This is a genomic window from Anoxybacillus ayderensis, assembly GCF_000833605.1.
GTDB classification, from domain to species: domain Bacteria; phylum Bacillota; class Bacilli; order Bacillales; family Anoxybacillaceae; genus Anoxybacillus; species Anoxybacillus ayderensis.
In genome coordinates this window covers 358,705-381,875 of sequence record NZ_JXTG01000001.1, presented here as the reverse complement: position 1 = coordinate 381,875, position 23,171 = coordinate 358,705, and the positions used below count along the sequence as shown (strand labels likewise).

The following is a 23,171-nucleotide window of genomic DNA, read 5'->3' as shown; positions in this document are numbered from 1 at the left end:
CTTTTTCTTTACTCTTTTTACCGTCGAATGGGTAGCTTAATGACAAACGTCGTTCCTTGTTCCGAGCTGTCGTGAAGCGCAATCGTTCCGCCATGGTTTTCAATAATTCGTTTGACGATCGTTAATCCTAATCCTGTACCTGACGACTTCGTTGTGATAAATGGTTCAAAAATCGTCTCCTGCATATGTGTCGGAATGCCGCTTCCAGAGTCGTACATGTACATGTTGTACGTCTCATCGACATCGGAATATATGCAAATCGTTCCGCCTTCTTCCATCGCTTCGATGCTGTTGTGAAGCAAATTGTATAACACTTGCATCATTTGTTTCGAATCAAGCTGTAACGGCACGCGCTCAAGGCGCACGTGCACGCGTATACGTTTTGCTTCTAATGTTTGTTGAAAAAGAGAAAGAACGTCTTGAACGATCGTTTCGATATACGTTTCTTTCATCACTGGGGCGCTCGGTTTTGCGATCAGAAGCATATCTTCGACAATTGCGTTGATGCGATCAATTTCTTTTAATAAAAGTGGAATATGATATTGTTCGCGATCGCGTTCATGTAAATTTTCGTTCATAAACGCTAAAAAACCGTGAATAACCGCAAGCGGATTGCGAATTTCATGCGCTGCCTTCGCCGCCATTTCCCCCATTAACGCCAACTTTTCCGATTGATGTATTCGCTTCGTTAGTTGTTCCATTTCGGTGATGTCGAGGAAGAAAATCGTTCTACCTATTATTTCACCATATAAATTATGCAAATTCGATTGCGACACTAGAAATATTTTTTCCTCTCCATCTCTTTCATATGATACTTTGACTTGTTGAAACGGATCACAACGAGTCATAATACCCCAAAAATAAGGATTTTTCTCACTTTTCCTTTCTTGTTCAACTAATTGTTTAATTTCTTTCTTATCTAAACCAAGTAATGTAGTTGCAGAGTTATTAATAAAACTGTTCGACTTTGAATTATCGATTGTGATCAGACCAACAGGCAATGAATTGAGTAATTGTTCAATGTATACTTTATCGTCTTCTAATTTCTCATATAGTCGAGAATACTGATGAAAAGTTGAAGAAAGCAGCAACATAATAAATGTATATAAAAATAGACCAAATAATGGATCAAAATAAAATAAAATAGATAATATGAGAGATACTATCATTGTAACAGCATAAATATATACAACCTCTTTTACCGTATTAATTAATACAACAATAAAATTCGCAGATGAATGAAGGGAAAAATATATAGACATAAGTATGGCATTTAAAATAAAGTAGGTAAGGAAACAAAATACATAAGCAAACAAATAACTGGAAGATATATCTCCAACTATCCCTCCAAATACAATGTAAACATAATAAGCGCTACATATCATAATCGTATAGACGGAAAAATTAAATACATGTTTCCACCAAACCATTTTGCGAAAATGAGTAAAATATACAATAAAGCCCCCTAGTATTAAGACGGTTAGTGTATAGTTCAATCCAAAAACAAAAAGTAAAGACAAATAAATGGATGATTCTAATGTAAATGAATTACCGCTAGGTGGCAAACATATTAAATACCGATCTAGCAATGCCACAGCCCCAGCAAACAACAATAACAAAAACCATTCGTTTTGTACGTTCACGTCTGAAAACGGCCATGTATATAAAAATAATGCACATCCAAGCAACGAGATGAGCGTCACATATATCGCAAATAATCGTTTCATTACATTCACCCATGATGTAAAATTGACTCTATCATTCTATTTTAAAACAAAAAAATAAGCAACAAGACAATTTTCTTCATTGTTCTGTTCAGCCCAATTCACGGTGCGATATAATATAAGAAAATAATCAAGGGGTGACAGCGATGATCAAACTTCCTAAAAGTCGATCGAAACAATGGTATGTGGTTAGCATTTTTTTGTTTTTTCTCTTTCTTTGTGCGCTGCTCGCATCTCGTTTATTGCTTAACATGGATATGGACTTTAAGCAACTCGTTGGTTTTGCGATCATATCCCTCATTTTATCATGCATCATCGGAATAGGTGGTTTTTTTGGTAAAACGACGTTTGTTATCATATCTTTTGCTTTTTTCATCATTGGAATGATTTATATGTTGTTTATTTCTGTTACCGATTTGCACGATGGCTGGAGCGATATAACAAGCATCATTTCTTTTCTCACTATTTCATTGTTTGGCGTTGTTATCGGAGTTATTGCCGAAATCATTCGCACTTTTTTGAAAAAGAAACCCAAGTAAAAAGAGCCATCTATAAAGATGGCCCCCTACATATAAAGCATTTGTTTTTTGATTTCGCCCGCAAGCGGATGATCAGACGGGAGCTTCGCATACGTTTCAAGTGCTCCTTCTACTCCGCTTTCTTTTATCGTTTTTTGAAGTTGTACTGCTTCTGCATCCCCTTCATAATCAAATAACAACAATGCTGCGATTCCTTTGGCTAAAGATGTAGGAACTTCTCCAAAGCATTCATAATATTTCATCGCTGGACGAATGAGCCGATCGTTTGGTCCGAGTTTGCGAATTGGCGAACGAGCTACCCGTGTCACTTCATCTGTCATAGAAGGATTGACAAATCGTTGAACAATTTTTTCAATATACGCTTGATGTTCAGCTTCATCCCAACCGTATTGATGAACAAGTACTCGCCCTGATTCACGTAAAGCGTTTGTCACATTCGATAAAATATCACCGTCTGCCATCGCTTGATGGATCGTCTCATATTTTTTACGATATCCTAAATAAGCAACGATCGCATGACCTGTATTCACAGTAAACAATTTTCTTTCGATGTATGGTTGTAAATCATCAACAAAATGGGCTCCAATTATGTGTGGAATATCTCCAATCACTTCTTTCGTTTCAATGACCCATTCAAAAAACGGCTCAACGACAACGGTTAACGGATCGTCGTGACTTTGATTTGGGACGATACGATCGACTGCACAGTTTAAAAATGCACATTTATCTTTTAAAGATGTTTGTTCTTGTTCTGATAAATGTTCCCATACATATTTCTTTAAATGCTCACTACCACCAATCATGTTTTCGCAAGCAATAACATGTATAGGCTGAGAACATACCGTTATTCTTTTTTGCAATCCTTCTGCAATTGTCTGTGAAATAAGCGATAACACATTTGGTCCAACAGCTGTTGTCACTAAGTCAGCACGCGCAATTTGATCGATAATTTCATGTCTTTGATGTTGACTATGCAATGCTGATACATTGCGAACAACTTGTGCTTCTGTCGTCTCTCCCGCGATGATCACTTCATATTGCCCTCTTTGTTGAAGCGCTTGTACAACTTTATCGTTTACATCAACAAACACAACATCGTACCCTGACTGAGATAATAAACTTCCGATAAATCCTCTTCCTATATTTCCTGCTCCAAAATGGACAGCTAACATATTATTCCACCTCATTTAATAGTGCTAAAATCTCATCTTCAGTCGTTGCTTTAATCATTTTTTGAATGTTTTCTTCTTCTGAACATACAATCGCAACTTTTGAAAGAATTTCTAAATGCTCATTATCTTTACCTGCAATACCGATTAAAACTTTGACGATATTTCCTCCTCCAAAATCAACGCCATTCGGCACTTGAACAATGGATAAACCTGCTTGTTTCACAAGTTTTTTTGCTTCTTCCGTGCCGTGCGGAATTGCTACAAAATTCCCCATATATGTTGAAGTTAATGCTTCTCTCTCAAACATTTTGTCGATATAAGACTCCTCTACGTACCCTCGTTCAACTAAAATACGTCCTGCTAATTGAATCGCTTGTTCTTTCGTTTTTACATCTGCATCTAGTACAATATTTTCTTTTGCTAACACTGCCACTGTGATTCACTCCTTATGATGTTGAAGTTGTTCGTAAAAAAACTTTTCTAATTGTGTGCTTAAAAACGCATAAATTTGTTCTTTATTACCTTTTGAAAATAACTCTATACTTTCTTCATCTTTAATAATGAGCGAACTGACATGACTAAGCACTTGCAACATATCGTCTTGCGCATCTTGAGGTGCAAGCAACAACAAAAGACGATTCACTTGCATCGGTTGCTGATCCATACCGACGATCGTTTTTGGTTGTGTTAGTGTATACATCGTAAAAGATGGTCGCAAAACAGCCTCGCTTCGCGCGTGGTACAACGCTAAAGTAGTATTCGGGATTCCTAATCCACCGATTTGCTCCCGTCGCAACAACTCCTTCACGACGATTTCTTTCGTTCGAATGGCTCCATGTCGTTCAAGATGTGTGCAAGCATACATTAATGCATCATTCATGGAATGAGACGATAATTCGAGCAACGAAAAACTGTTTAACAGTTGAACGATTGTCTCACTTACCAAGTGAATCGAACGAATTTTTTCAATCCCTTTTTTCGATGGATTCGTTTTTCGAAAACGCATAGAAAACGTTTTCGTTTTTAAAAATTGTCGAATTGCAACAACTTCCTCTTCCGGCAACATCGGATTCACAAGAAAATATGGTTGCGACGTATGAAGTGGAATCGTTGATACGATCAAATCGTATTCGTGCACATCCATATGTCGAACGTCAAAAAACGACTTTTGTTCAATATAGGAAATATCTGGAATTTCTTGTTTGAGACGTGTAGCTAATATTTTTGCCGTCCCAATTCCGCTTGAACAAATAACGAGTGCACGTAACCCTTTCTTTTCGCGCAATAACGCTGAAGCAAAATGAAGAACTAAGTAGCCAACTTCTTCTTTCGGCACCGTTATATCTGAAAATACATGCTGTACACCTTGTTGCACAATATGAAACAATTCGCTATAGTCCTGCATAATTTTATGAAGCAACGGATTAGTAATGCCCATATGATGTTGTATACGATATAAAGCCGGTTTTAAATGGACGATTAAATCTTCGTACAACGGATAGTCGTCCGTTAAATCAATCCCTATTTTATCGCTCACAAAACGAATGAGCTCTTGCGCTTTCATCGCGATTGCTAAACTCGCCTCTTCTAACATATAGCCACGCCGAGTTCTTAACTTTGCACCCATTAAATGCATCGTGATGTAACCAATTTCTTCTTCGGGAATCACAACATGAAAAACTTCTTCTAATTTTTTTGCGATTTTTTCTGCTGTTTCATATTCTTTCGTTGCACGAATCGCTTGTAAATGTTGGGCATCAAAATGGATAGCCTCTCCTTGCACAATGCGCTCAATGGCTAACGCCAGATGAATAACGAGAGCGATATACGAACTATCGGCAATCGTAAACGGAAGATTTTCTTTCATCGCTTCAATTTGTTGTTCGATCATAAACAATTTTTCTTTATCAACAAGCCCAAGCAACTTCTCTGTTACCGTATTTACTAAATCTGTTGACTTTTTTTGAATAGACTCTTTCATTAAAGAGAGAAATTGTGATTCATCAAAATGATCAAATAACAGTTCGCTCATCATTTTACGTTTTGCTGCTTCGGAGCCACATATTTCGACCCCATATCCCCTTTTTCGAATGAGGGAAAGGCCATGTTTTTCTACCTTTTCTTCCATCTTGTCTAAATCGTTGCTGATCGTGGCGACTGTTACGTTTAAATCATTCGCAAGAGAGACTAACTTCACCGGTTCCCCTGATTCTAATAAAGCAATTAAAATCATCGTTTGCCGCTCTTCAGGTGTATATTCCGTATGTGATAAACGAAATACATGCATTTGTAGCTGTCGCTTTTTTTCTTCTTCTCCGACGATTTGAATACCAACACCTGCTTTTTTTATGAGTTGTAAATCATACGATTCAACAACTTGTTCAACACCTTTTAAATCACGGTGAACCGTTCGTTCGCTTACATCTAATTGCTTCGCGACATCTCCTACTGTAATTCCTTTTGGGTTCGCTAATAAAAGATCTAATATTTTTCTTTCTCTCGCTGATATATACACACACTCACCTCCCATCTAGCAACGATTGTTGACATTTTTTTAAAACATGTTTGCTTTTCAAGAAAAATTTTACCGTCACTTTTCTCGAATAACAACAAATAGAAAGCGCTTTTTCGTCACTTTACATGTTGACATTTTTTAAATGAAGAAGCAAAAAGGTAAGCTGTTCACTTACCTTTTTGTTTGTTTATTCGTTATTCACCTTTTTTTAACATCTCGATTAATTCATCATATTTTGGACTATTTAAGAAATTTTCCACAGATATGTGGTATGCATTTGGTAATTTTTCTTTCGCACGATCTGTTAAATTTTGATGAGTAATAACCACATCTGCATCCGCTGGCAATTGATTAATCGCTGTATTTGTTACTTCAATATCAAGTCCAGCTTTTTGCACTTTGTTTCTCATAATGGAAGCACCCATCGCACTTGATCCCATTCCTGCATCACAAGCAAAAACAATTTTTCTCACTTGTTTTGGCGCCGCAGTGCTTAAAGCTGAAGCCACGCTGCTTTTCTTTCCTTTTAATTGCTGCATTTGTTCTGTCGCTTGTTCTAAATTGCCTTCTTCTTGTTTTGATGTTTTTAAGAAGAATGATGCCACTAAGAAAGAAACGGTAGCAGCAACGATTACACCAGCAAGAACTCCTAAGTAATGACCGCGCGGCGTCATAGCAAGTAGCGCAAAAATACTTCCTGGCGATGGAACTGCAACAAGACCTGCATTAAATAATGTGAATGTAAACACCCCGCTCACACCACCGGCAATTGCAGCTAAGATGAGTACTGGGCGCATTAAAATGTAAGGGAAGTAAATTTCGTGAATTCCTCCGAGGAAATGGATGATCACCGCACCTGGCGCTGATTGTTTTGCCATCCCTTTTCCGAATAACCAATAAGCAAGTAAAATACCAAGACCTGGACCTGGGTTTGTTTCAAGCAAGAATAAAATAGATTTTCCTGTTTTTGCTGCTTGCTCAATACCAAGCGGGCTTAAAATACCATGGTTAATGGCATTGTTTAAAAATAATACTTTTGCTGGTTCAATAAAGATGTTTGCTAAAGGTAACAATTTCGCGTTAACGATTGCTTCTACGCCTGCTGCTAATGTTTTGTTCAATCCTAAAACAACTGGACCAATTCCTTTGAAAGCGACTAATGTGAGTAACCCACCAATAATACCTGCCGAAAAGTTGTTTACTAACATTTCAAAACCTTGTTTGACTTTTCCATGAACAAGTTTGTCAAACTGTTTAATGGCATATCCGCCAAGCGGACCCATGATCATGGCACCTAAAAACATCGGAATGTCTGAACCGACAATAACCCCCATGGTTGCGGTTGCACCGACGACACCACCACGAACGTCATAAATCATTTTTCCCCCTGTATAACCAATTAATAATGGCAATAAATACGTAATCATTGGGCCAACTAATTTAGCGAATGTTTCGTTTGGCAACCAACCTGTCGGGATAAATAATGCAGTAATAATTCCCCACGCAATAAATGCTCCGATGTTTGGCATAATCATTCCGCTTAAATAACTGCCAAATCGTTGCACTTTTACACGAAAACCTGTTTGATTTTCCATGTTTTTTCCTCCTCTTTTTTATTTGGTCTTGCTATAGCTTCATATTAAAGCGCTTACAGGTCACATTCAATGTAAAGTAAATATCATTTTGTCTGTCACAATCTTGTCATTTTTTAAAAACAAAAAGAGGAAAAAACATTTCTCAACCATTCCCATCATTAGTTTGCTTCGTAACGGCAAAAACTAATGATGCATAACGATTAAACTGCCAAGGAGGGATGCACAAATGATAACAAAACTAACGAAATCCATTGTCGCCTTAAGTTTACTTGCCATTGTTGGCTGTAACAACGCAATGGATATGAACAACCGTTCAAACATTTCTGCTTTGCATACGACGCTATCAAGCGATCAATATCCTCATACAAAAGCGATATTGATTCAAGAAGCGCGCTATAAATTTGTTCCGATCGATCCGAAAGACGCTGCAAATGTACGCACACAAATCGAACGATCGTTAACGGAACAACAAAGAATGTATGTGCAACCAAGACCTTACACACCTTCACCAAATGCGTATCAACGTCCAAATCAGGTGACGCCGACACAACCGAACAGACAAACACAACAACCGACTCAGCAGCAACCAAGACAAACAACACCGACGACAAGTATTAGTCAATATGCACAACAAGTCATCGATTTGACAAACAGAGAACGTGCTCGAGCAGGGCTTCCAGCTTTACGTGCTGATGCGCAGCTCAGCTCGGTCGCTCAGAAAAAATCGGAAGATATGCGAAAAAATAATTATTTCTCGCATACAAGCCCAACATACGGCTCTCCTTTTGATATGATGCGCGATTTCGGCGTTTCTTATCGAACAGCTGGGGAAAACATCGCGAAAGGGCAGCGAACACCTCAAGAAGTAGTGAATGCGTGGATGAATAGCGCCGGACACCGAGCCAACATTTTAAATCGGAACTTTACGCATATTGGTGTTGGATTTGACGGAAACGGAAACTATTGGACACAAATGTTTATTGGAAAGTAAAGTCTCCTTCACCACTGTCAAAGGAAATGGCAGTTGAAGCTAAGCAACATCATAAAAAGCCGCCGTCTCCATACGAGGCGGCGGTTCCCTATCTTACCGTTCAGACACTTTTTCTAATAACGCATCTCCTGTCTTACTTACACGTACATACGCAAAACGAGCATGGCGTTGGATATCTCCTCCTGTTTTTTCTGGAACAAAATACGTTTCAATTCCATAAATGATTGTATTTCCGTATATATTTCCGTTTACTAATACATCGCCTTCTCGATACATATCCGAATCGCGTTGTTTTCCATTTAACGAATACACACCAACGAACCGATGAACGCCTGTTTCATCTTTCCGTAAAATGACTTGGGCTTTTCCCCACTCATTCATTCCCTCAATTGTTGAAATTTCGTATTGAAGACGGACATAATCTCCTTGAATGAGCGAACGTGGATCGACTGGTTCAAGTTGCAATTTCATTTGTTGACCATATTGAAGATGTTGTTCTTTATCAAACGTCACATAGGTGATAAAAGCAACTTGCAGCATGATGATGACGAAAAGCGGTAACCATTTTTTCTCATGGAAAGATAATGAAATCGACTTTCTTTTTTGTACGACCGAAGCAACGATCAATAAACATACTCCAACAATAGCTAATGTCATGGATTTATGCAATAAATTCCATACCCATTCATAATACTTTAACGCTAAAAACAAAAAGATATATAACCAAGCAATTGCTTGTTCTTTTTCATTCGTACGGAAAAAGAGAACAAAAGCAACAAAGCTAAGAAACAGTATATTCCATACAACATACGCCCAATCCACCACAACTAAATCAGCACTCGTCAATAAAAGAAGCGTAGCGAATGAAAAAACGAGGAAAACGAGTCGCTCATACGTATGTTTTGTCATCCAATAAATGATGCCGTAAAAAACAAATACGGTAAATAACGTGAAACGAATGTCGCTCCACTCATCGAGCATCATCATGACGAAATAAAGAGAAACAGCCATATTCGTCATCGTTCGTACACCCGCCGACATTCGCCATGAAACAATAAATAATACAGCGATATATACACTGATTATGATAAAGGAAACCTCTGTTACGCTAAATGCACCGAGGATATATCCAATCGCAAGCAATGTGTAACGAACAACATCGTTCCATCTTTTCCATAACAATCCCGGAACAACAAATAAAAAAACAGATATACTAAACAACCAATAAGGAGAAAACACATCAAACCAAAACGATAATAATTGCAATATACTTCCAACTACAATAATGGAAGCAACCCCTGTGACAATCACTTGAAAAGCAACAAAAAATATTTTCTCTACTTTTCCGTTGCTTCGCTTTTTCATCCAACGAAGCGCATAAATCCCTATATAAACGATAACGGCAGCCAATACAAGCCCAAATATATACCAATTACCACTAAAATGCCGTTCAACAAAACGAAAATATTGCACAACCCAAAACATACCTGTAAACAACACCGTACATATAAAATACGGTTGTTTTCTTACATATATTAAAAACAACACAAAGATAAAAGCATATACGTATGGCCAAAAATGAAACTGGTCTATGGAAATCCCTTGTATAAATATGACGAATAGCCAACTGTGCATCGCCATATAAGCCAGAACAGAAACAATTGATGGACGTCCAAGAAATGAAATGATCCCGTTGATCAAGGCAAAAAGCAATAAAATAAAAAACGATGGCCATTCCCCTCGTTCAATTTGATACGAAGACGGAAAGTAGTAAAACCAAAATGTAAGCTGTAGCAGTCCGAAACTGAATATAGCGAGAAATCGAATGCGAGTAAACATGGCAAACATAGCCGTAGGGATAAACCAAATGAAAAACAATAAAAAGCTATCCGCATGCGAGTTATATACTTGACCAATTAATGCGACACAAATTCCAAATGTTATCGCTCCAAAAATAAGCAACCATTTACTTAAAAAATGATGGCGAAAAACAGTGGCGCTCATGCCATAAAACAAAATCATAAACCCAGCACTAATCCCGACTTTCATCAAGCGCCCAAGTTCAGGCCAATTAGAAGCAAAAAAATAAACGAGCGCTGCGACCAAAAACAAAAGCCCTAACAAATATGTTGTTTTCACAACACGTTGTGCCATAAAGTGGCCTCCTTAAACATCCTTTTTATCATTATACTATGACTAGAGGCCAAACGTATACATCATTCATCGATATCCAAGCCGCTCCGAAATTTGTTCACCTATCTTTTTCATTTGTGCGTGAAGTTGTTCAATCCGCTCATTTGTCATACGAATGGTCGGTCCGGAAACACTTACTGCGGCAATAACTTGTTTCGTATGATCAAAAATTGGAACAGCGACACATCGTATACCGTATTCATTTTCTTCTAAGTCGAGCGCATAACCGCGTTGCCGAACACGTTCTAGCTCTTGAAACAACATTTGACGATCTGTAATCGTATAATCAGTATGTGGCGGCAATCCTTTTCGATCTAAAATATCTGCAACAACATGCTTAGGCAAATGTGCTAAAATCGCTTTTCCAACAGCTGTACAATGCATTGGTGCTCGCTTTCCAACTTTCGAATGCATGCGCAACGTTTCATTGCCATCTAACTTTTCAATATAAATGACTTCTCCTTGATCGTACACGACAAGATGCACGACTTCATTTGTCAATTTTTCCAGCTCACGCAAATACGGTTTCGCTTCTTTTCGCAAATCGATCGATTCTAACAACTTTGAGCTCATTTCTAGTAGCTTGTAGCCAAGTTTATAGCGCTCTGTTTCTTCGTCTTGTTCGACATACCCATACTCAACAAGTGTCGACAATAACCGGTACACCGAGCTTTTATGAATACCTATTTGTTTTGCGATTTCAGTTACACCCATTCCATGACGTTCAGCGCTTAAAATATCCATAATTTGCAATGCTCTACCTACTGATTTCACAAACGAATCTTTTTCCATGCTGTTTCCCACCTTTAGCACATAACGAGGGCATTCACATGGAATGCCCTCATCACATTATTGTTTTACATGCGCAAATTTTGCTTTTGCTTCTAAACGGCGGCGATGCAAAATCGGTTCTGTGTAGCCGTTCGGCTGTTCATATCCTTTGAAAACGAGATCGCACGCAGCTTGGAAAGCAACTGAGTTGTCATAATCCGCTGACATTGGTCGATATAACGGATCATCAGCATTTTGTTCATCTACCACTTTGGCCATTCGCTTCAATGTTTCAAGCACTTGTTCTTTCGTACAAATCCCATGATGCAACCAGTTCGCAATATGTTGACTTGAAATACGCAACGTTGCTCGATCTTCCATCAAACCAACATTATGAATATCAGGAACTTTTGAACAACCAACACCTTGGTCAATCCAACGAACAACGTAGCCAAGAATACCTTGGGCATTGTTATCTAGTTCTTGTTGAATTTCCTCAGGCGTCCATGTTGGATGGATCGCGACAGGAATTTGTAATATGTCATCACGATAGTTTTTCACATTTTTCTTCAACTCATCTTGCACCGCAAATACGTCAACTTTATGATAATGGAGCGCATGTAAAGTTGCTGCAGTCGGTGATGGCACCCATGCTGTGTTTGCCCCTGCTTGCGGATGAGCAATTTTTTGCTTGATCATCTCCGCCATCATATCAGGCATCGCCCACATCCCTTTGCCAATTTGAGCCCGTCCTTGAAAACCTGTTGCTAACCCAATCGCCACGTTCGACTTTTCATAGCTTTGTAACCATGTGGATGACTTCATTTCGTTTTTCCGAATCATCGGACCGGCTTCCATTGACGTATGAATTTCATCGCCTGTACGATCTAAAAAGCCTGTGTTAATGAAAATAATTCGATCTCTTACTTCATAAATGCAATTTTTTAAATTCAACGTTGTCCGACGCTCTTCATCCATCACGCCAATTTTAATTGTATTTCGCTCAAGACCGAGCATGTCTTCAACCCGATCAAACAATTCGTTCGCAAATGCCACTTCTTCTGAACCGTGCATTTTCGGCTTTACGATGTAAATGGAACCTTTTCTTGAGTTCACATATTTTCCATTACCGAGAAGCGAATGTTTCATAATTAAAGTTGTCACAACAGCATCTAAAATGCCCTCATACACTTCTTCCCCATTTTCAAGCAAAATCGTATTGTTTGTCATTAAATGCCCAACGTTTCGCACAAACATAAGTGAACGGCCTGGCAATGTGAGCGTTTCGCCATTTGGTGTCGTATACACGCGATCCGGTTGAAGGGCACGAGTCACTATTTTATTCCCTTTTGTAAAGTTCGCTGTTAAATCCCCCCGAACTAAGCCGAGCAAATTACGATAAACAAGCACTTTATCTTCCGCATCCACCGCTGCAACGGAATCTTCACAATCCATAATCGTTGTTAAAGCTGACTCTAAATAAACATCTTTAATCCCAGCTGCATCTGTCTGCCCGATCGGATGAGTTCGATCAATTTGTATTTCAATATGCAAGCCGTTATTTTTTAACAAAATAGCAGACGGTTGCTCTGGTGAGCCTTGATACCCGACAAACTTCTCTTCATCTTGTAATGTTGTCGTTTGTCCATTTTTTACTGTGACAGTTAATGTACCGTCTACAACAGCATATTGAACAGCGTCTTTATGCGAATATTCACGAAGCGGTACCGCTTCATCTAAAAAGGCACGGACGTAAGCAATGACTTTCTCACCGCGCACCGGATTGTATCCTTTTCCTCGCTGTGCACCATCTTCTTCACTAATCACATCTGTCCCATATAGCGCATCGTACAAACTTCCCCAACGAGCATTGGCTGCATTAAGGGCATAACGTGCGTTTGTAATTGGAACAACGAGCTGCGGACCTGCTTGCTTAGCAATTTCATCATCCACATTTTCTGTTGTAATTTCAAAGTCATCAACTTCTGGCTCTAAATATCCAATTTCTTGCAAAAACGATCGGTATTTTTCAAAATCGAACTGCCCACGATGTTGCTTATGCCACTCATTAATCTTTTCTTGCAGTTCATCACGCTTCGCAAGCAACGCTTTATTTTTCGGTGTGAGTTCTTCAATCAGCTGCTCAAAATCGCTCCAAAACTTGCTTGCATCTACCCCGCTATTTGGTAATACTTCATTTGTTATAAAATCATAAAAAATGCTGGCTACTTGCAAACGTCCAACTTGTACATATTCTCCCATCATCATTCCCCTTCCCCTTTTTGTTGCGTATTATGAAACATCGTTTCAAATTTCTCGAAAATATCATACCACATAAAAACAGAAAATTTCAACAATTTTCTTATAATGAATAAAGACGGGAAAAGTCCCGCCTTACTTGTAAATCCCATATTTTATAATATTCACATATTCATCTAACTCTTGTACAAGCAAATCCCCTTGTTGAATCGGATTATATTTTTGATTTCTATACAGTTGCATGTACTTATTCGATAATTGTTCAACGATCAACATCGTCATGCGCACGACAGTTTCAGCACATACATCATCACGCAATGTTTCTTTCTGGAGAAGATCTTTTAAAAAAATATGTTGCAATTGAAAATCTTCAGCATATGTTTCGTAATGTTTCGCAAGCAGTTGTTCTATTTCTTTTTTCACCGCTTTTGGTGGATTAGCGACTGCATCGATGACTAGTTGTGTTTCATTCGGATATTTCATAAATACTCGTTGCTTGATAAGCACAATTTGTTTTATTCGTTCAAAAAAGTCACTACATCTCAGTTCATTTACTGCTTCCATCGTTTTTTCAGTCAATAACCGTTTTGCATAATGAACGACATACAAATATAAATTTTTTTTGCTTTTAAAATAGTGAAACAACAATCCCTTTGAAATGCCAGCGCGACTCGTCATCACATCCGTCGATGCGTTTTCGTATCCGTTTTGTACAAACTCTTCGATCACGGTTTGAATAATGAGTTTCTTTTTTTCTTCTGGTTGCCTTTCAAACGTTTCGTACAATCAAACCACCCTCATGTGACAATGTCTTTCTTTTGATAAACGACGTATGCTGCAACAATACTTGAAATAATGATCACAATCATTAAACTTGTATACAATGGATCTATTTGTAAATCATAAATAATCGGTGCCGCATCGACATATTTAAACGGACTCACATATTTTAAAAACGATAAATCTTCAGAAATACTTGACATCATATTCATAAAATAAGTAACAAAGACAAGTCCAAGGGCAAATGATGATGCGTTTCTCGTTTTGCGCATCATCGTTGATAAGAAAAATGCTATGGACGCAAACGTAAAGTGAAGGAATACAGTTGCCAACGTCAATAAATAAATGGCTTTAAATGAAACATCGTATTCTTTAGCCATTTGAAAACCAATAAAACTAACAAGCAAAGAAACCGCATTTAAAATAAGGATATTCACCACCACAACAAGCCATTTATTCGTTAAAATTTCTCCCCTCGTTACTGGTTTAGCAAGTAAAAATTCAATCGTTTTATCGTTTTCCTCTTTTGCGACGATGTTTGCAGCTAACATCGCTGCATAAACGCTGCCAAGTAAAGTTGTCATCATATATATACGAACACCGTAATACCCTGTTAAATCGCCAATGCTTAGTTGATCCATCCCAAACGCCTTAATCATCGCTGGCGGCAATGATTGAAGAAGTTTTGTTACTTCTTTTTGCTGCTCCGCAAACTGTGGGAAAATGCTTAATGTCAAAAACACAAGACCGCCAAGTACGATACTCCAAATCATTAAAGACTTTGCATTTCTCTTCCATTCACGTTTAAACATCGTTCATCCCTCGCTTTTCGTAATAGTGCATAAACACATCTTCTAAAGATGGCTCGCTAATCGACACATCTTTTATGCGCAAGCTATGCAATAGGGCGATCAGTTCATTCATATCTCCTTTATATAGCATCGTCATTTCATTGCCGTTCATTTCTTTTTTTACAACACCTGCTAAATCAAATGAAGTATATTGCCCTTCTTCAAACACGACCGTCACATGTTTCAAATGGTTTTTCGTTAAATGTTCAATCGTTTCCACTTGAATTAATTTTCCTTCTTTAATAATCGCTACACGATCGCAAAGTTTTTGTACCTCATAAAGAATGTGCGAGGAGAAGAAAATCGTCACTCCTTTTTTCCGTTCTTCCAAAATCAGTTCAAAAAATGTATGCTGCATGAGCGGATCTAATCCACCGGTTGGTTCATCTAAAATTAACAATTTCGGCTCATGTAAAAGCGCCTGAACGATACCGACTTTTTTTCGATTTCCAAATGATAAATCTTCAATTTTTTTATAGATATCTAAATCAAGTCGTTCAGCTAACTGTTTCAATCGTCGATCCGACACTTTGTAAAATGATGCCGAATACGTCAATAAGTCAATTACTTTCATATCATCATAGTAATGCACTTCAGAAGGTAAGTAGCCTACATGCCTCCGAATTTCTTTTGCATCTTTCACAATATCTTTTCCGAAAATTGTAGCACTACCGCCCGTTGGATAAATGAAATTCAGCAATGTACGAATCGTTGTGCTTTTTCCCGCCCCATTCGGCCCGATAAACCCAAAAATTTCTCCTTCCTCAATCGAAAATGTAACATGTTCAATTCCTCGATTGTTTTTATACATTTTCGTTAACTGTTTAACATCAACAATGCCCATTATTCCGCCTCCCCGGCATCATTCATTTATTGACTAACAAGTCAATTCCATTATATAGAATTTTGACTGGTTAGTCAATTAAAATTAATTTACATATAATAGAAAATATGATATCATAAAAATATCTTTATGATGTTAGGAGGGAAAAACGTGAAAGAAACAAAAGCATGGTATGTAAATGGTTTTCTCGCTTTATTTTTCATTATCGCGTTACTTGCAGGAGCTGTTTGGCGATTTTTTATGGAGATGGAACTTGTCCTTCCGATTTCGTTTGTTTTTCTCGCTTTCCTATTATCAACAGGGATGACAATGGTTCAACCTAATCAAGCAAAAGTCGTCGTCTTTTTCGGGAAATATATCGGGACTATTCGCGATAGCGGTTTATTTCTAACTGTTCCCCTCAGCGTTCGCAAAACGGTTTCATTACGTGTTCGCAACTTTAATAGCGCAAAACTAAAGGTGAATGACGTCGAAGGAAATCCAATCGAAATTGCAGCTGTCGTTGTTTTCAAAGTAATTGATTCAGCCAAAGCAATATTTGATGTAGATAACTACGAGCAATTTGTTGAAATTCAGAGTGAAACAGCCATTCGTCACGTTGCAACAAAATATCCATATGACACATTTGAAAACGAAGACATTTCACTACGCGGAAACGCTGATATTGTCTCAAAAGTATTAGCAAAAGAGCTACAAGAACGATTGAATGTTGCAGGTGTTGAAGTCATTGAAGCGCGTTTAACACATTTAGCGTACTCGACTGAAATTGCAAGCGCTATGTTACAACGCCAACAAGCTACCGCCATTTTAGCGGCAAGGAAAAAAATTGTCGAAGGTGCTGTTTCAATGGCAAAAATGGCTATTGAACAACTTGACAAAGAGGCTCATTTACAATTAGATGAAGAAAGAAAGGCAAATATGGTTAATAATTTGATGGTAGCAATCATTTCTGACCGCGGAGCACAACCTGTCATCAATGCTGGAACGCTATACTAACGGTGAACATAAAATGACAAAGAAGAAAAATTTCCCACTTCGAATTGATCCAAAATTGTACGAAATCATCGAACGATGGGCGCAAGATGAATTTCGAAGCGTAAATGCCCATATCGAGTTTTTACTGCGTGAAGCGGCTAAACGCGAAGGACGTTTGAAAGAGAATAAAAATAAAAAGGTGTCCCATTAACTGTTCTGGACACCTTTTTCTATTATCATACAATCATATATGCAAATATATACAAAAACACATTTTTATTTCGCAAACACATGGTTTCCAATGATCACAGTTACTTGTCGTGAGCGGATCCATTCGCTTTTCGCCGTTTTTGGATTATAAAAATACAGCGACCCGCTTCCTAAACCGCGAAAAGCAATGGCTTCTTCGACCGCTCGATATGCTTCACGATCTGCCGGCTTATTAATTTCACCATTTTGTACAGGAGTAAATGCGTAATATCCTCCGGAACGATCATAAATGACTTGGCGAATAGTGTTTGGAAAATTCGGATGATCAACACGATTCAATGCCACGGTTGCTACCGCTACTTTTCCTGCAAACGGCTCTCCTTTTGCTTCTGCATGAACGAGACGAGCTAATAAATCTTTATCAGCCTGAGAAATAGGTTGTGGGATGCGCAACGTTTCCCCAACAAATAAAACATCTGTTTGTTTTTGATTGATTCGTTGTAACTCTAGCAATGGAACATTGTAATGTTTTGCGATCGTCCAAAACGTCTCCCCTTGCTTGACATAATGAACTGTCGTTTGCGCAAAAGTTTCAGTTGTTGAGACAAAGATGGTAGCTACAAACAGAGAAGCAAGTGCTAGTAATTTCCTCATGTTATCCCTCCTAGTCTGTTGCTCGCTTACAAGACTAGCAGAGATTTATTAATCTATCATTATCTAATTGTTGGAAAATCTCTCAAACGATATGACGCTCAACATTCCAAAAGATATATGGAAAATGATTCATTCACACTCAATATCCTCTTACTGTTTGTCACAGCTTTTTCAAAATCACAATGATCATGTGACGATCATCACAACAAACAAATAAAAATTATATATATTGACAACTTACTTTTCGTAAGTTTATAATTATCTTGAAATCAAGATAAAGGTTGATGCATATGAGCCAAAACGATGAAACATTATCATTAAAACTATTCATTGTCCTTTCTAGAGCACATAAGGCGGTGTCGGAACATGTAAAACATGACATTCAGCGTTACGGACTAAATCCAACGGAGTTTGGTGTTCTCGATTTGTTGTATCATAAAGGAGCACAGCCGATTCAGCAAATCGGTGATAAAATTTTGCTTACAAGTGGAAGCATGACATACGTTATCGACAAACTCGAAGAAAAAGGATATATCGTCCGGCAACGTTGTGAAAAGGACCGCCGCATTACGTACGCTGTCATTACAGATGAAGGAAGGACACTAATGGATCACATTTTCCCACAGCATGCACAAAAAATGTCGGAAATTTTCCAATCTTTATCCACAGATGAAAAAGAAATAGCGATTCACTTGCTCAAAAAGATAGGTCTTTCATTAGCGCCTTTTTAAAGGCCTATCGCACAACTTTTATCTTGAAATCAAGATATATGAAAGGAGAAATGATTATGATGCACATCGGTATTTTACTCATTCGTCTAGCTGTCGGTTTAACTTTCATGGGTCACGGTGCTCAAAAATTATTCGGATGGTTTGGAGGATATGGCTTAAAAGGAACGGGAGGATGGCTTGAATCTATTGGACTAAAGCCGGGGATGACAATGGCTCTCATTGCTGGCCTAGCTGAATTCGTTGGAGGGTTATTGTTTGCGCTTGGGCTGTTCACCCCATTTGCAGCTTTGTTAATTGCTGCAACGATGTTCATCGCCATTGTAAAAGTACATGCACCAAATGGATTTTGGATCACACAAAATGGATTTGAATACAATCTTATTTTAATTGTGGTTGTCATTGGCGTTGCACTTATTGGCGCAGGCGACTATTCACTTGATGCACTTATAAAATAAGGAGGCACACCATGATTCACGTATATCCTGCACATGAACGATTTGAATCAAACCACGGTTGGTTGCAAAGTTATTTTAGTTTTTCATTTGCTGAATATTTTGATCGAAAAAATATGCACTTTGGTCCATTGCGCGTATTTAATGACGATATCATTGCTCCACAACACGGATTTGGCGCACATCCTCATCAAGAAATGGAAATCGTTACAGTCGTCTTGAAAGGGCAGCTCGAACATCGCGACAACCTTGGTAATCATCGCATCATCTCATTCGGTGAAGTACAACGAATGACAGCTGGAACAGGTATTGTACATTCAGAAATGAATCCGTCTACTACGGAAGAAGTCAATCTTCTACAGCTTTGGTTTTTACCTGAAACGTACGGTCTTACTCCGTCATACGAACAAGTTTCATACGATGTTGAAAACATGAAAAATCGCTTATTGCCCATTGTTTCAAAAAAACAAGCCGGTGAGCAAGTTGCCTACATTCACCAAGATATAACCATGTATTTATCCGATTTAGAAAATAACAAACAACTTACATTTCACCAACAACAAGGACGTCGAATGTATGTGTTTGTTATTGAGGGAGAACTTGTGTTAAATGATGATACGGTTTTACAACGTCGTGATGCCGCTCGTATAACAGATGTCACACGATTGCACATAACAGCGAACATAGACAGCCGTTTTATGCTCATTGACTTACCGTAGTGGCCAGCTTGCCCATGAAAACGGGCAAGCTGAATTTTACTGAGCAGCACGTACATCTTTCGGCAACCAAAACGTAAGTATACCGAACAAAGGAAGAAAACTACACATCACCATAAGTGTTTTTAGCGTATACACGTCTGCGATTTTGCCAAGTGCAACCGCTCCAAGCGCCCCCATTCCAAATGCGAGACCAACAATTAATCCAGAAGCCATCCCGACATTTCCTGGAAGCAATTCTTGTGCATAAACGACAAAAGTAGCAAAACTAGAAGATAAAATAAAGCCTGTGACAAAAACAATTGGCAAAACGAAATGAAGTGGCACATATGGCAAAATGAGCGCAAACGGTGCCGTACCAAGCGTGGATGCAAAAATTAAATTTCGTCTCCCAAATCGATCAGCAAGCGGACCGCCAAAAACGGTACCAATCGCCCCTGCGATCATAAAAACAAATAAATAAAGCTGCGCCTCACGAATGGAAACATCGTAATATTTCATTAAATAAAACTGATAGTAATTCGAAATCCCTGCATAATACCACGAACGTGCAAACACGAGCAACACGAGAAGAACGAGGGCAAATATAATTCGTTTGCTTGTATGTGTCTTTCCTTCTATTGTTCTGTTCGAACGATTTTTCAGTTGATGTAACTGAAGAGCGTACCATTTTGACACCCAAAATAAAACAGCCATTCCTAACGCCGCAACAATGACAAACCAACCTGCTCCCTTTTGACCAAACGGAACAAAAATGAGCGCTGTAAACAATGGGGCAAGGGCGTTACCTGTATTGCCACCAAGTTGGTAAATGGATTGAGCGAATCCCCTTCTCGCCTGCGCAGCAAAATAAACGACACGCGAACCTTCTGGATGAAAGATAGCTGAACCAAGTCCAATGAATAAAACGGACAATAACACAAAGAAAAAATTAGGTGCAAACGCTAATCCAACCATCCCTAACAAGCTCGCTCCCATACCCAACGGCAAAAAGCTCGGTGATGGATACCGATCGGAAAACAATCCGACAACCGGCTGTAGGATAGACGAAGTCATATTAAGCGTAAACGCAATCCAACCGATTTGTGTATAAGATAAGTGCATTGATGATTCTAAAATCGGAAACAACGCCGGTACAACAGCTTGCATCGCGTCATTCAATAAATGACCAATACTAATGGCAATTAAAATCGGATAAACGACTGTTTGCATATTTGTACGTTGTTCAACACTTGCTTGCATTTTCCTCTCTCCCTAGAAAACAAATTGAATATTTACATTATAATACCTTTTTTCAATCTTTCAATTTTTTTGCCTGTTTATAAAAAAAGCGCCCTATCTTACTGATAAGGCGCCTGTTCTCCTGATTAATCATTTAGAAAAGTCCACGCGCGTTTCCATGTTCGTCGACATCCATCTGAAGCGCTGCTGGTTGTTTCGGCAGCCCTGGCATCGTCATTACATCTCCTGTTAAGGCAACGAGAAAACCAGCACCAATCGACGGTTTTAATTCGCGCACTGTAATAGTGAAATCGGTCGGGCGGCCAAGTTTTGTTGGGTCGTCGGAAAGCGAATATTGCGTCTTTGCCATGCAAATGGGGAACTTGTCCCACCCAAACGATGTAAATTGTTCGATTTGCTTTTTCGCCTTGTCAGAAAAAGAAACGTCGCTTGCGCCATAAACAATGCGCGCGATTTTTTGAATTTTATCCGTAATCGGTTCGTCTAATTCGTATAACGGAGTGTACGTGCTTTTTGTATTTTCGATTGCTTCCAATACTTTACGAGCTAAATCAATTCCGCCATCTCCGCCTTTTTCCCACACTTCCGTTAACGATACAGGATATCCTTTTTCTTCACAAAATGCCGTTAATGCGTGAATTTCTTTATCTGTGTCCGTGATAAAACGGTTAATGGCAACGACAAACGGCAAGCCAAACGCTTGAATCGTTTCAATATGTTTCTCTAAATTGGCTAGTCCTTTTTTTAATGCTTCGACATTTTCGCTCGCTAACTGTTGTTTCCCTACCCCGCCGTGCATTTTTAACGCTCGAATCGTTGCGACGATGACAACAGCTTTCGGTTCAATTCCTCCCATACGTGCTTTGATATGTAAAAATTTCTCCGCACCTAAATCCGCACCAAATCCCGCCTCTGTCACAACATAGTCTCCGAGCTTTTGTGCCATTTTTGTGGCAATGACGCTATTGCATCCGTGAGCAATATTGGCAAACGGGCCACCGTGCACAAGTGCAGGTACATGTTCTACCGTTTGGACTAAATTCGGCTTTAGCGCATCTTTTAGTAAAAGCGTGAGCGCTCCTTCGACGCCAAGATCAGCTACTGTAACAGGTTGACGATCCACATTATATGCTACCACCATGTTTGCTAAACGTCGCTTTAAATCTTGCAGATCGGTTGCTAAGCAAAACACCGCCATGATTTCAGAGGCAACGGTAATATCGAATCCGTCCTCGCGTGGCACGCCTTGCGTCGGCCCACCTAATCCGACCACGACTTTACGTAGCGCACGGTCATTTAAGTCCACTGCTCGCTTCCAAACGATGCGACGCGTATCGATTCGTAATTCATTTCCTTGATGAATATGGTTGTCAATGAGCGCAGCTAAGGCGTTATTCGCGGTCGTAATCGCATGCAAATTGCCAGTAAAGTGCAAATTAATGTCTTCCATCGGCAACACTTGTGAATACCCTCCACCTGTCGCCCCGCCTTTTATGCCCATCGTCGGGCCAAGGGAAGGTTCCCGCATCGCAATCATCACTTTTTTACCGAGTTTATGTAACGCTTGGCCAAGCCCAACAGTAACTGTCGATTTTCCTTCTCCCGCTGGCGTTGGATTAATTGACGTCACTAAAATGACATGGCCGTCTTGTTTCGTCGCTAACCGCTTCAGTGCATGAAGAGAAATTTTCGCTTTATAATGCCCATACGGTTCAAGCTCTTCTTCTAACAAATCCAGTTCACTTGCAGTGTCTTGAATGCGCTTTAATTTTGTTTCTTGGGCAATTTCAATGTCCGTTTTGATCTTCGTCGTCGTTGTCATTGTTCAGTCCCCCAGTATAAAAATAATCCCCCCTTATTTTAGCACGATGACGTCAACTACCCAACGACTAAAGTCGTGGGCTTGCAACTCCCCAGAAGTGCAAGCGGATGTTATCCTCCTTCCTTCACTTGGGGT

At 39.0% G+C, this 23,171-nt stretch carries 21 protein-coding genes; 7 read left to right on the top strand and 14 right to left on the bottom strand.

All coding sequences use genetic code 11. From position 1 onward, the window contains the following. Positions 1-17: 17 nt before the first annotated feature. On the bottom strand, positions 18-1,727 hold the full coding sequence (locus JV16_RS01925; protein WP_042533986.1) for a two-component system sensor histidine kinase NtrB: 1,710 nt from the start codon (positions 1,725-1,727) through the stop codon (positions 18-20). Between the two features lie 143 nt (positions 1,728-1,870). Between JV16_RS01925 and JV16_RS01920 the strand changes: the two genes are divergently transcribed. Beyond that, complete coding sequence (locus tag JV16_RS01920; protein WP_021094851.1) at positions 1,871-2,263, top strand: hypothetical protein; 393 nt, start codon at positions 1,871-1,873, stop codon at positions 2,261-2,263. A 26-nt stretch (positions 2,264-2,289) separates the two neighbouring features. Here the strand turns inward: JV16_RS01920 and JV16_RS01915 are convergent, their stop codons facing one another. From JV16_RS01915 to JV16_RS01900, 4 genes are all read right to left on the bottom strand, one after another. Next, positions 2,290-3,435: a mannitol-1-phosphate 5-dehydrogenase gene (locus JV16_RS01915; RefSeq protein ID WP_021094850.1), complete on the bottom strand. Its 1,146-nt coding sequence runs from the start codon at positions 3,433-3,435 to the stop codon at positions 2,290-2,292. Between the two features lies 1 nt (position 3,436). Continuing rightward, positions 3,437-3,874 carry a PTS mannitol transporter subunit IIA gene (locus tag JV16_RS01910; RefSeq protein ID WP_035063189.1) on the bottom strand — a complete coding sequence of 146 codons (438 nt, stop codon included), beginning with the start codon at positions 3,872-3,874 and terminating at the stop codon, positions 3,437-3,439. Next, positions 3,875-5,950 (bottom strand): BglG family transcription antiterminator, encoded by a 2,076-nt coding sequence (locus JV16_RS01905; protein WP_042533984.1) that lies wholly within the window; start codon positions 5,948-5,950, stop codon positions 3,875-3,877. 194 nt (positions 5,951-6,144) lie between these two features. Further along, positions 6,145-7,545, bottom strand: a complete 1,401-nt coding sequence (locus JV16_RS01900; RefSeq protein WP_021094847.1) for a PTS mannitol transporter subunit IIBC — start codon at positions 7,543-7,545, stop codon at positions 6,145-6,147. Between the two features lie 226 nt (positions 7,546-7,771). Here JV16_RS01900 and JV16_RS01895 point away from each other — a divergent pair, with 226 nt between their 5' ends. Further along, positions 7,772-8,536: a CAP domain-containing protein gene (locus tag JV16_RS01895; RefSeq protein WP_021094846.1), complete on the top strand. Its 765-nt coding sequence runs from the start codon at positions 7,772-7,774 to the stop codon at positions 8,534-8,536. A gap of 93 nt (positions 8,537-8,629) precedes the next feature. On the opposite strand, the gene JV16_RS01890 is transcribed toward JV16_RS01895, so the two are convergent. From JV16_RS01890 to JV16_RS01865, 6 genes are all read right to left on the bottom strand, one after another. Next, positions 8,630-10,690 (bottom strand): GDYXXLXY domain-containing protein, encoded by a 2,061-nt coding sequence (locus JV16_RS01890; protein WP_042533982.1) that lies wholly within the window; start codon positions 10,688-10,690, stop codon positions 8,630-8,632. Between the two features lie 66 nt (positions 10,691-10,756). Beyond that, complete coding sequence (locus JV16_RS01885; protein ID WP_021094844.1) at positions 10,757-11,521, bottom strand: IclR family transcriptional regulator; 765 nt, start codon at positions 11,519-11,521, stop codon at positions 10,757-10,759. Positions 11,522-11,578: 57 nt separating this feature from the next. Further along, positions 11,579-13,762, bottom strand: a complete 2,184-nt coding sequence (locus JV16_RS01880) for a malate synthase G (protein ID WP_035063201.1) — start codon at positions 13,760-13,762, stop codon at positions 11,579-11,581. Between the two features lie 132 nt (positions 13,763-13,894). Further along, on the bottom strand, positions 13,895-14,545 hold the full coding sequence (locus JV16_RS01875; protein ID WP_021094842.1) for a TetR/AcrR family transcriptional regulator: 651 nt from the start codon (positions 14,543-14,545) through the stop codon (positions 13,895-13,897). 11 nt (positions 14,546-14,556) lie between these two features. Then, positions 14,557-15,351 carry an ABC transporter permease gene (locus JV16_RS01870; RefSeq protein ID WP_021094841.1) on the bottom strand — a complete coding sequence of 265 codons (795 nt, stop codon included), beginning with the start codon at positions 15,349-15,351 and terminating at the stop codon, positions 14,557-14,559. Then, positions 15,344-16,234, bottom strand: a complete 891-nt coding sequence (locus JV16_RS01865) for an ABC transporter ATP-binding protein (RefSeq protein WP_021094840.1) — start codon at positions 16,232-16,234, stop codon at positions 15,344-15,346. Before JV16_RS01865 ends, JV16_RS01870 begins: the two co-directional genes overlap by 8 nt. Before the next feature lie 150 nt (positions 16,235-16,384). On the opposite strand from JV16_RS01865, the gene JV16_RS01860 reads away from it, so the two are divergent. Together JV16_RS01860 and JV16_RS15065 are read left to right on the top strand one after the other, a co-directional pair. Then, positions 16,385-17,230 carry an SPFH domain-containing protein gene (locus JV16_RS01860; protein ID WP_021094839.1) on the top strand — a complete coding sequence of 282 codons (846 nt, stop codon included), beginning with the start codon at positions 16,385-16,387 and terminating at the stop codon, positions 17,228-17,230. A 13-nt stretch (positions 17,231-17,243) separates the two neighbouring features. Then, on the top strand, positions 17,244-17,420 hold the full coding sequence (locus JV16_RS15065; protein WP_042533980.1) for a type II toxin-antitoxin system antitoxin: 177 nt from the start codon (positions 17,244-17,246) through the stop codon (positions 17,418-17,420). 65 nt (positions 17,421-17,485) lie between these two features. On the opposite strand, the gene JV16_RS01850 is transcribed toward JV16_RS15065, so the two are convergent. Continuing rightward, on the bottom strand, positions 17,486-18,073 hold the full coding sequence (locus tag JV16_RS01850) for a cell wall hydrolase (RefSeq protein ID WP_021094838.1): 588 nt from the start codon (positions 18,071-18,073) through the stop codon (positions 17,486-17,488). A 290-nt stretch (positions 18,074-18,363) separates the two neighbouring features. On the opposite strand from JV16_RS01850, the gene JV16_RS01845 reads away from it, so the two are divergent. Genes JV16_RS01845 through JV16_RS01835 form a run of 3 tightly spaced genes read left to right on the top strand, consistent with a single transcriptional unit; the run spans position 18,364 to position 19,975 of the window. Next, positions 18,364-18,804 (top strand): MarR family winged helix-turn-helix transcriptional regulator, encoded by a 441-nt coding sequence (locus JV16_RS01845; RefSeq protein ID WP_042533978.1) that lies wholly within the window; start codon positions 18,364-18,366, stop codon positions 18,802-18,804. A gap of 56 nt (positions 18,805-18,860) precedes the next feature. Further along, entirely contained in the window at positions 18,861-19,259 is a 399-nt protein-coding gene (locus JV16_RS01840; protein ID WP_042533976.1) for a DoxX family protein, read from the top strand. An 11-nt stretch (positions 19,260-19,270) separates the two neighbouring features. Then, positions 19,271-19,975 (top strand): pirin family protein, encoded by a 705-nt coding sequence (locus JV16_RS01835; RefSeq protein ID WP_042533974.1) that lies wholly within the window; start codon positions 19,271-19,273, stop codon positions 19,973-19,975. Between the two features lie 36 nt (positions 19,976-20,011). Here JV16_RS01835 and JV16_RS01830 read toward each other — a convergent pair whose 3' ends face one another. Both JV16_RS01830 and JV16_RS01825 read right to left on the bottom strand, forming a co-directional pair. Next, entirely contained in the window at positions 20,012-21,214 is a 1,203-nt protein-coding gene (locus JV16_RS01830; RefSeq protein ID WP_042533972.1) for an MFS transporter, read from the bottom strand. Between the two features lie 133 nt (positions 21,215-21,347). After that, entirely contained in the window at positions 21,348-23,036 is a 1,689-nt protein-coding gene (locus JV16_RS01825; RefSeq protein ID WP_021094833.1) for a formate--tetrahydrofolate ligase, read from the bottom strand. Positions 23,037-23,171: the final 135 nt, after the last annotated feature.

What these genes read in the sequence shown, in the direction of transcription:
- JV16_RS01900 (WP_021094847.1), bottom strand. Translation starts at nt 7,545, where the DNA reads ATGGAAAATCAAACAGGTTTTCGTGTAAAAGTGCAACGATTTGGCAGT.
- JV16_RS01830 (WP_042533972.1), bottom strand. Translation starts at nt 21,214, where the DNA reads ATGCAAGCAAGTGTTGAACAACGTACAAATATGCAAACAGTCGTTTAT.
- JV16_RS01850 (WP_021094838.1), bottom strand. Translation starts at nt 18,073, where the DNA reads ATGAGGAAATTACTAGCACTTGCTTCTCTGTTTGTAGCTACCATCTTT.
- JV16_RS01895 (WP_021094846.1), top strand. Translation starts at nt 7,772, where the DNA reads ATGATAACAAAACTAACGAAATCCATTGTCGCCTTAAGTTTACTTGCC.
- JV16_RS01835 (WP_042533974.1), top strand. Translation starts at nt 19,271, where the DNA reads ATGATTCACGTATATCCTGCACATGAACGATTTGAATCAAACCACGGT.
- JV16_RS15065 (WP_042533980.1), top strand. Translation starts at nt 17,244, where the DNA reads ATGACAAAGAAGAAAAATTTCCCACTTCGAATTGATCCAAAATTGTAC.
- JV16_RS01870 (WP_021094841.1), bottom strand. Translation starts at nt 15,351, where the DNA reads ATGTTTAAACGTGAATGGAAGAGAAATGCAAAGTCTTTAATGATTTGG.
- JV16_RS01920 (WP_021094851.1), top strand. Translation starts at nt 1,871, where the DNA reads ATGATCAAACTTCCTAAAAGTCGATCGAAACAATGGTATGTGGTTAGC.
- JV16_RS01845 (WP_042533978.1), top strand. Translation starts at nt 18,364, where the DNA reads ATGAGCCAAAACGATGAAACATTATCATTAAAACTATTCATTGTCCTT.
- JV16_RS01925 (WP_042533986.1), bottom strand. Translation starts at nt 1,727, where the DNA reads ATGAAACGATTATTTGCGATATATGTGACGCTCATCTCGTTGCTTGGA.
- JV16_RS01885 (WP_021094844.1), bottom strand. Translation starts at nt 11,521, where the DNA reads ATGGAAAAAGATTCGTTTGTGAAATCAGTAGGTAGAGCATTGCAAATT.
- JV16_RS01915 (WP_021094850.1), bottom strand. Translation starts at nt 3,435, where the DNA reads ATGTTAGCTGTCCATTTTGGAGCAGGAAATATAGGAAGAGGATTTATC.
- JV16_RS01865 (WP_021094840.1), bottom strand. Translation starts at nt 16,234, where the DNA reads ATGGGCATTGTTGATGTTAAACAGTTAACGAAAATGTATAAAAACAAT.
- JV16_RS01890 (WP_042533982.1), bottom strand. Translation starts at nt 10,690, where the DNA reads ATGGCACAACGTGTTGTGAAAACAACATATTTGTTAGGGCTTTTGTTT.
- JV16_RS01880 (WP_035063201.1), bottom strand. Translation starts at nt 13,762, where the DNA reads ATGGGAGAATATGTACAAGTTGGACGTTTGCAAGTAGCCAGCATTTTT.
- JV16_RS01825 (WP_021094833.1), bottom strand. Translation starts at nt 23,036, where the DNA reads ATGACAACGACGACGAAGATCAAAACGGACATTGAAATTGCCCAAGAA.
- JV16_RS01840 (WP_042533976.1), top strand. Translation starts at nt 18,861, where the DNA reads ATGATGCACATCGGTATTTTACTCATTCGTCTAGCTGTCGGTTTAACT.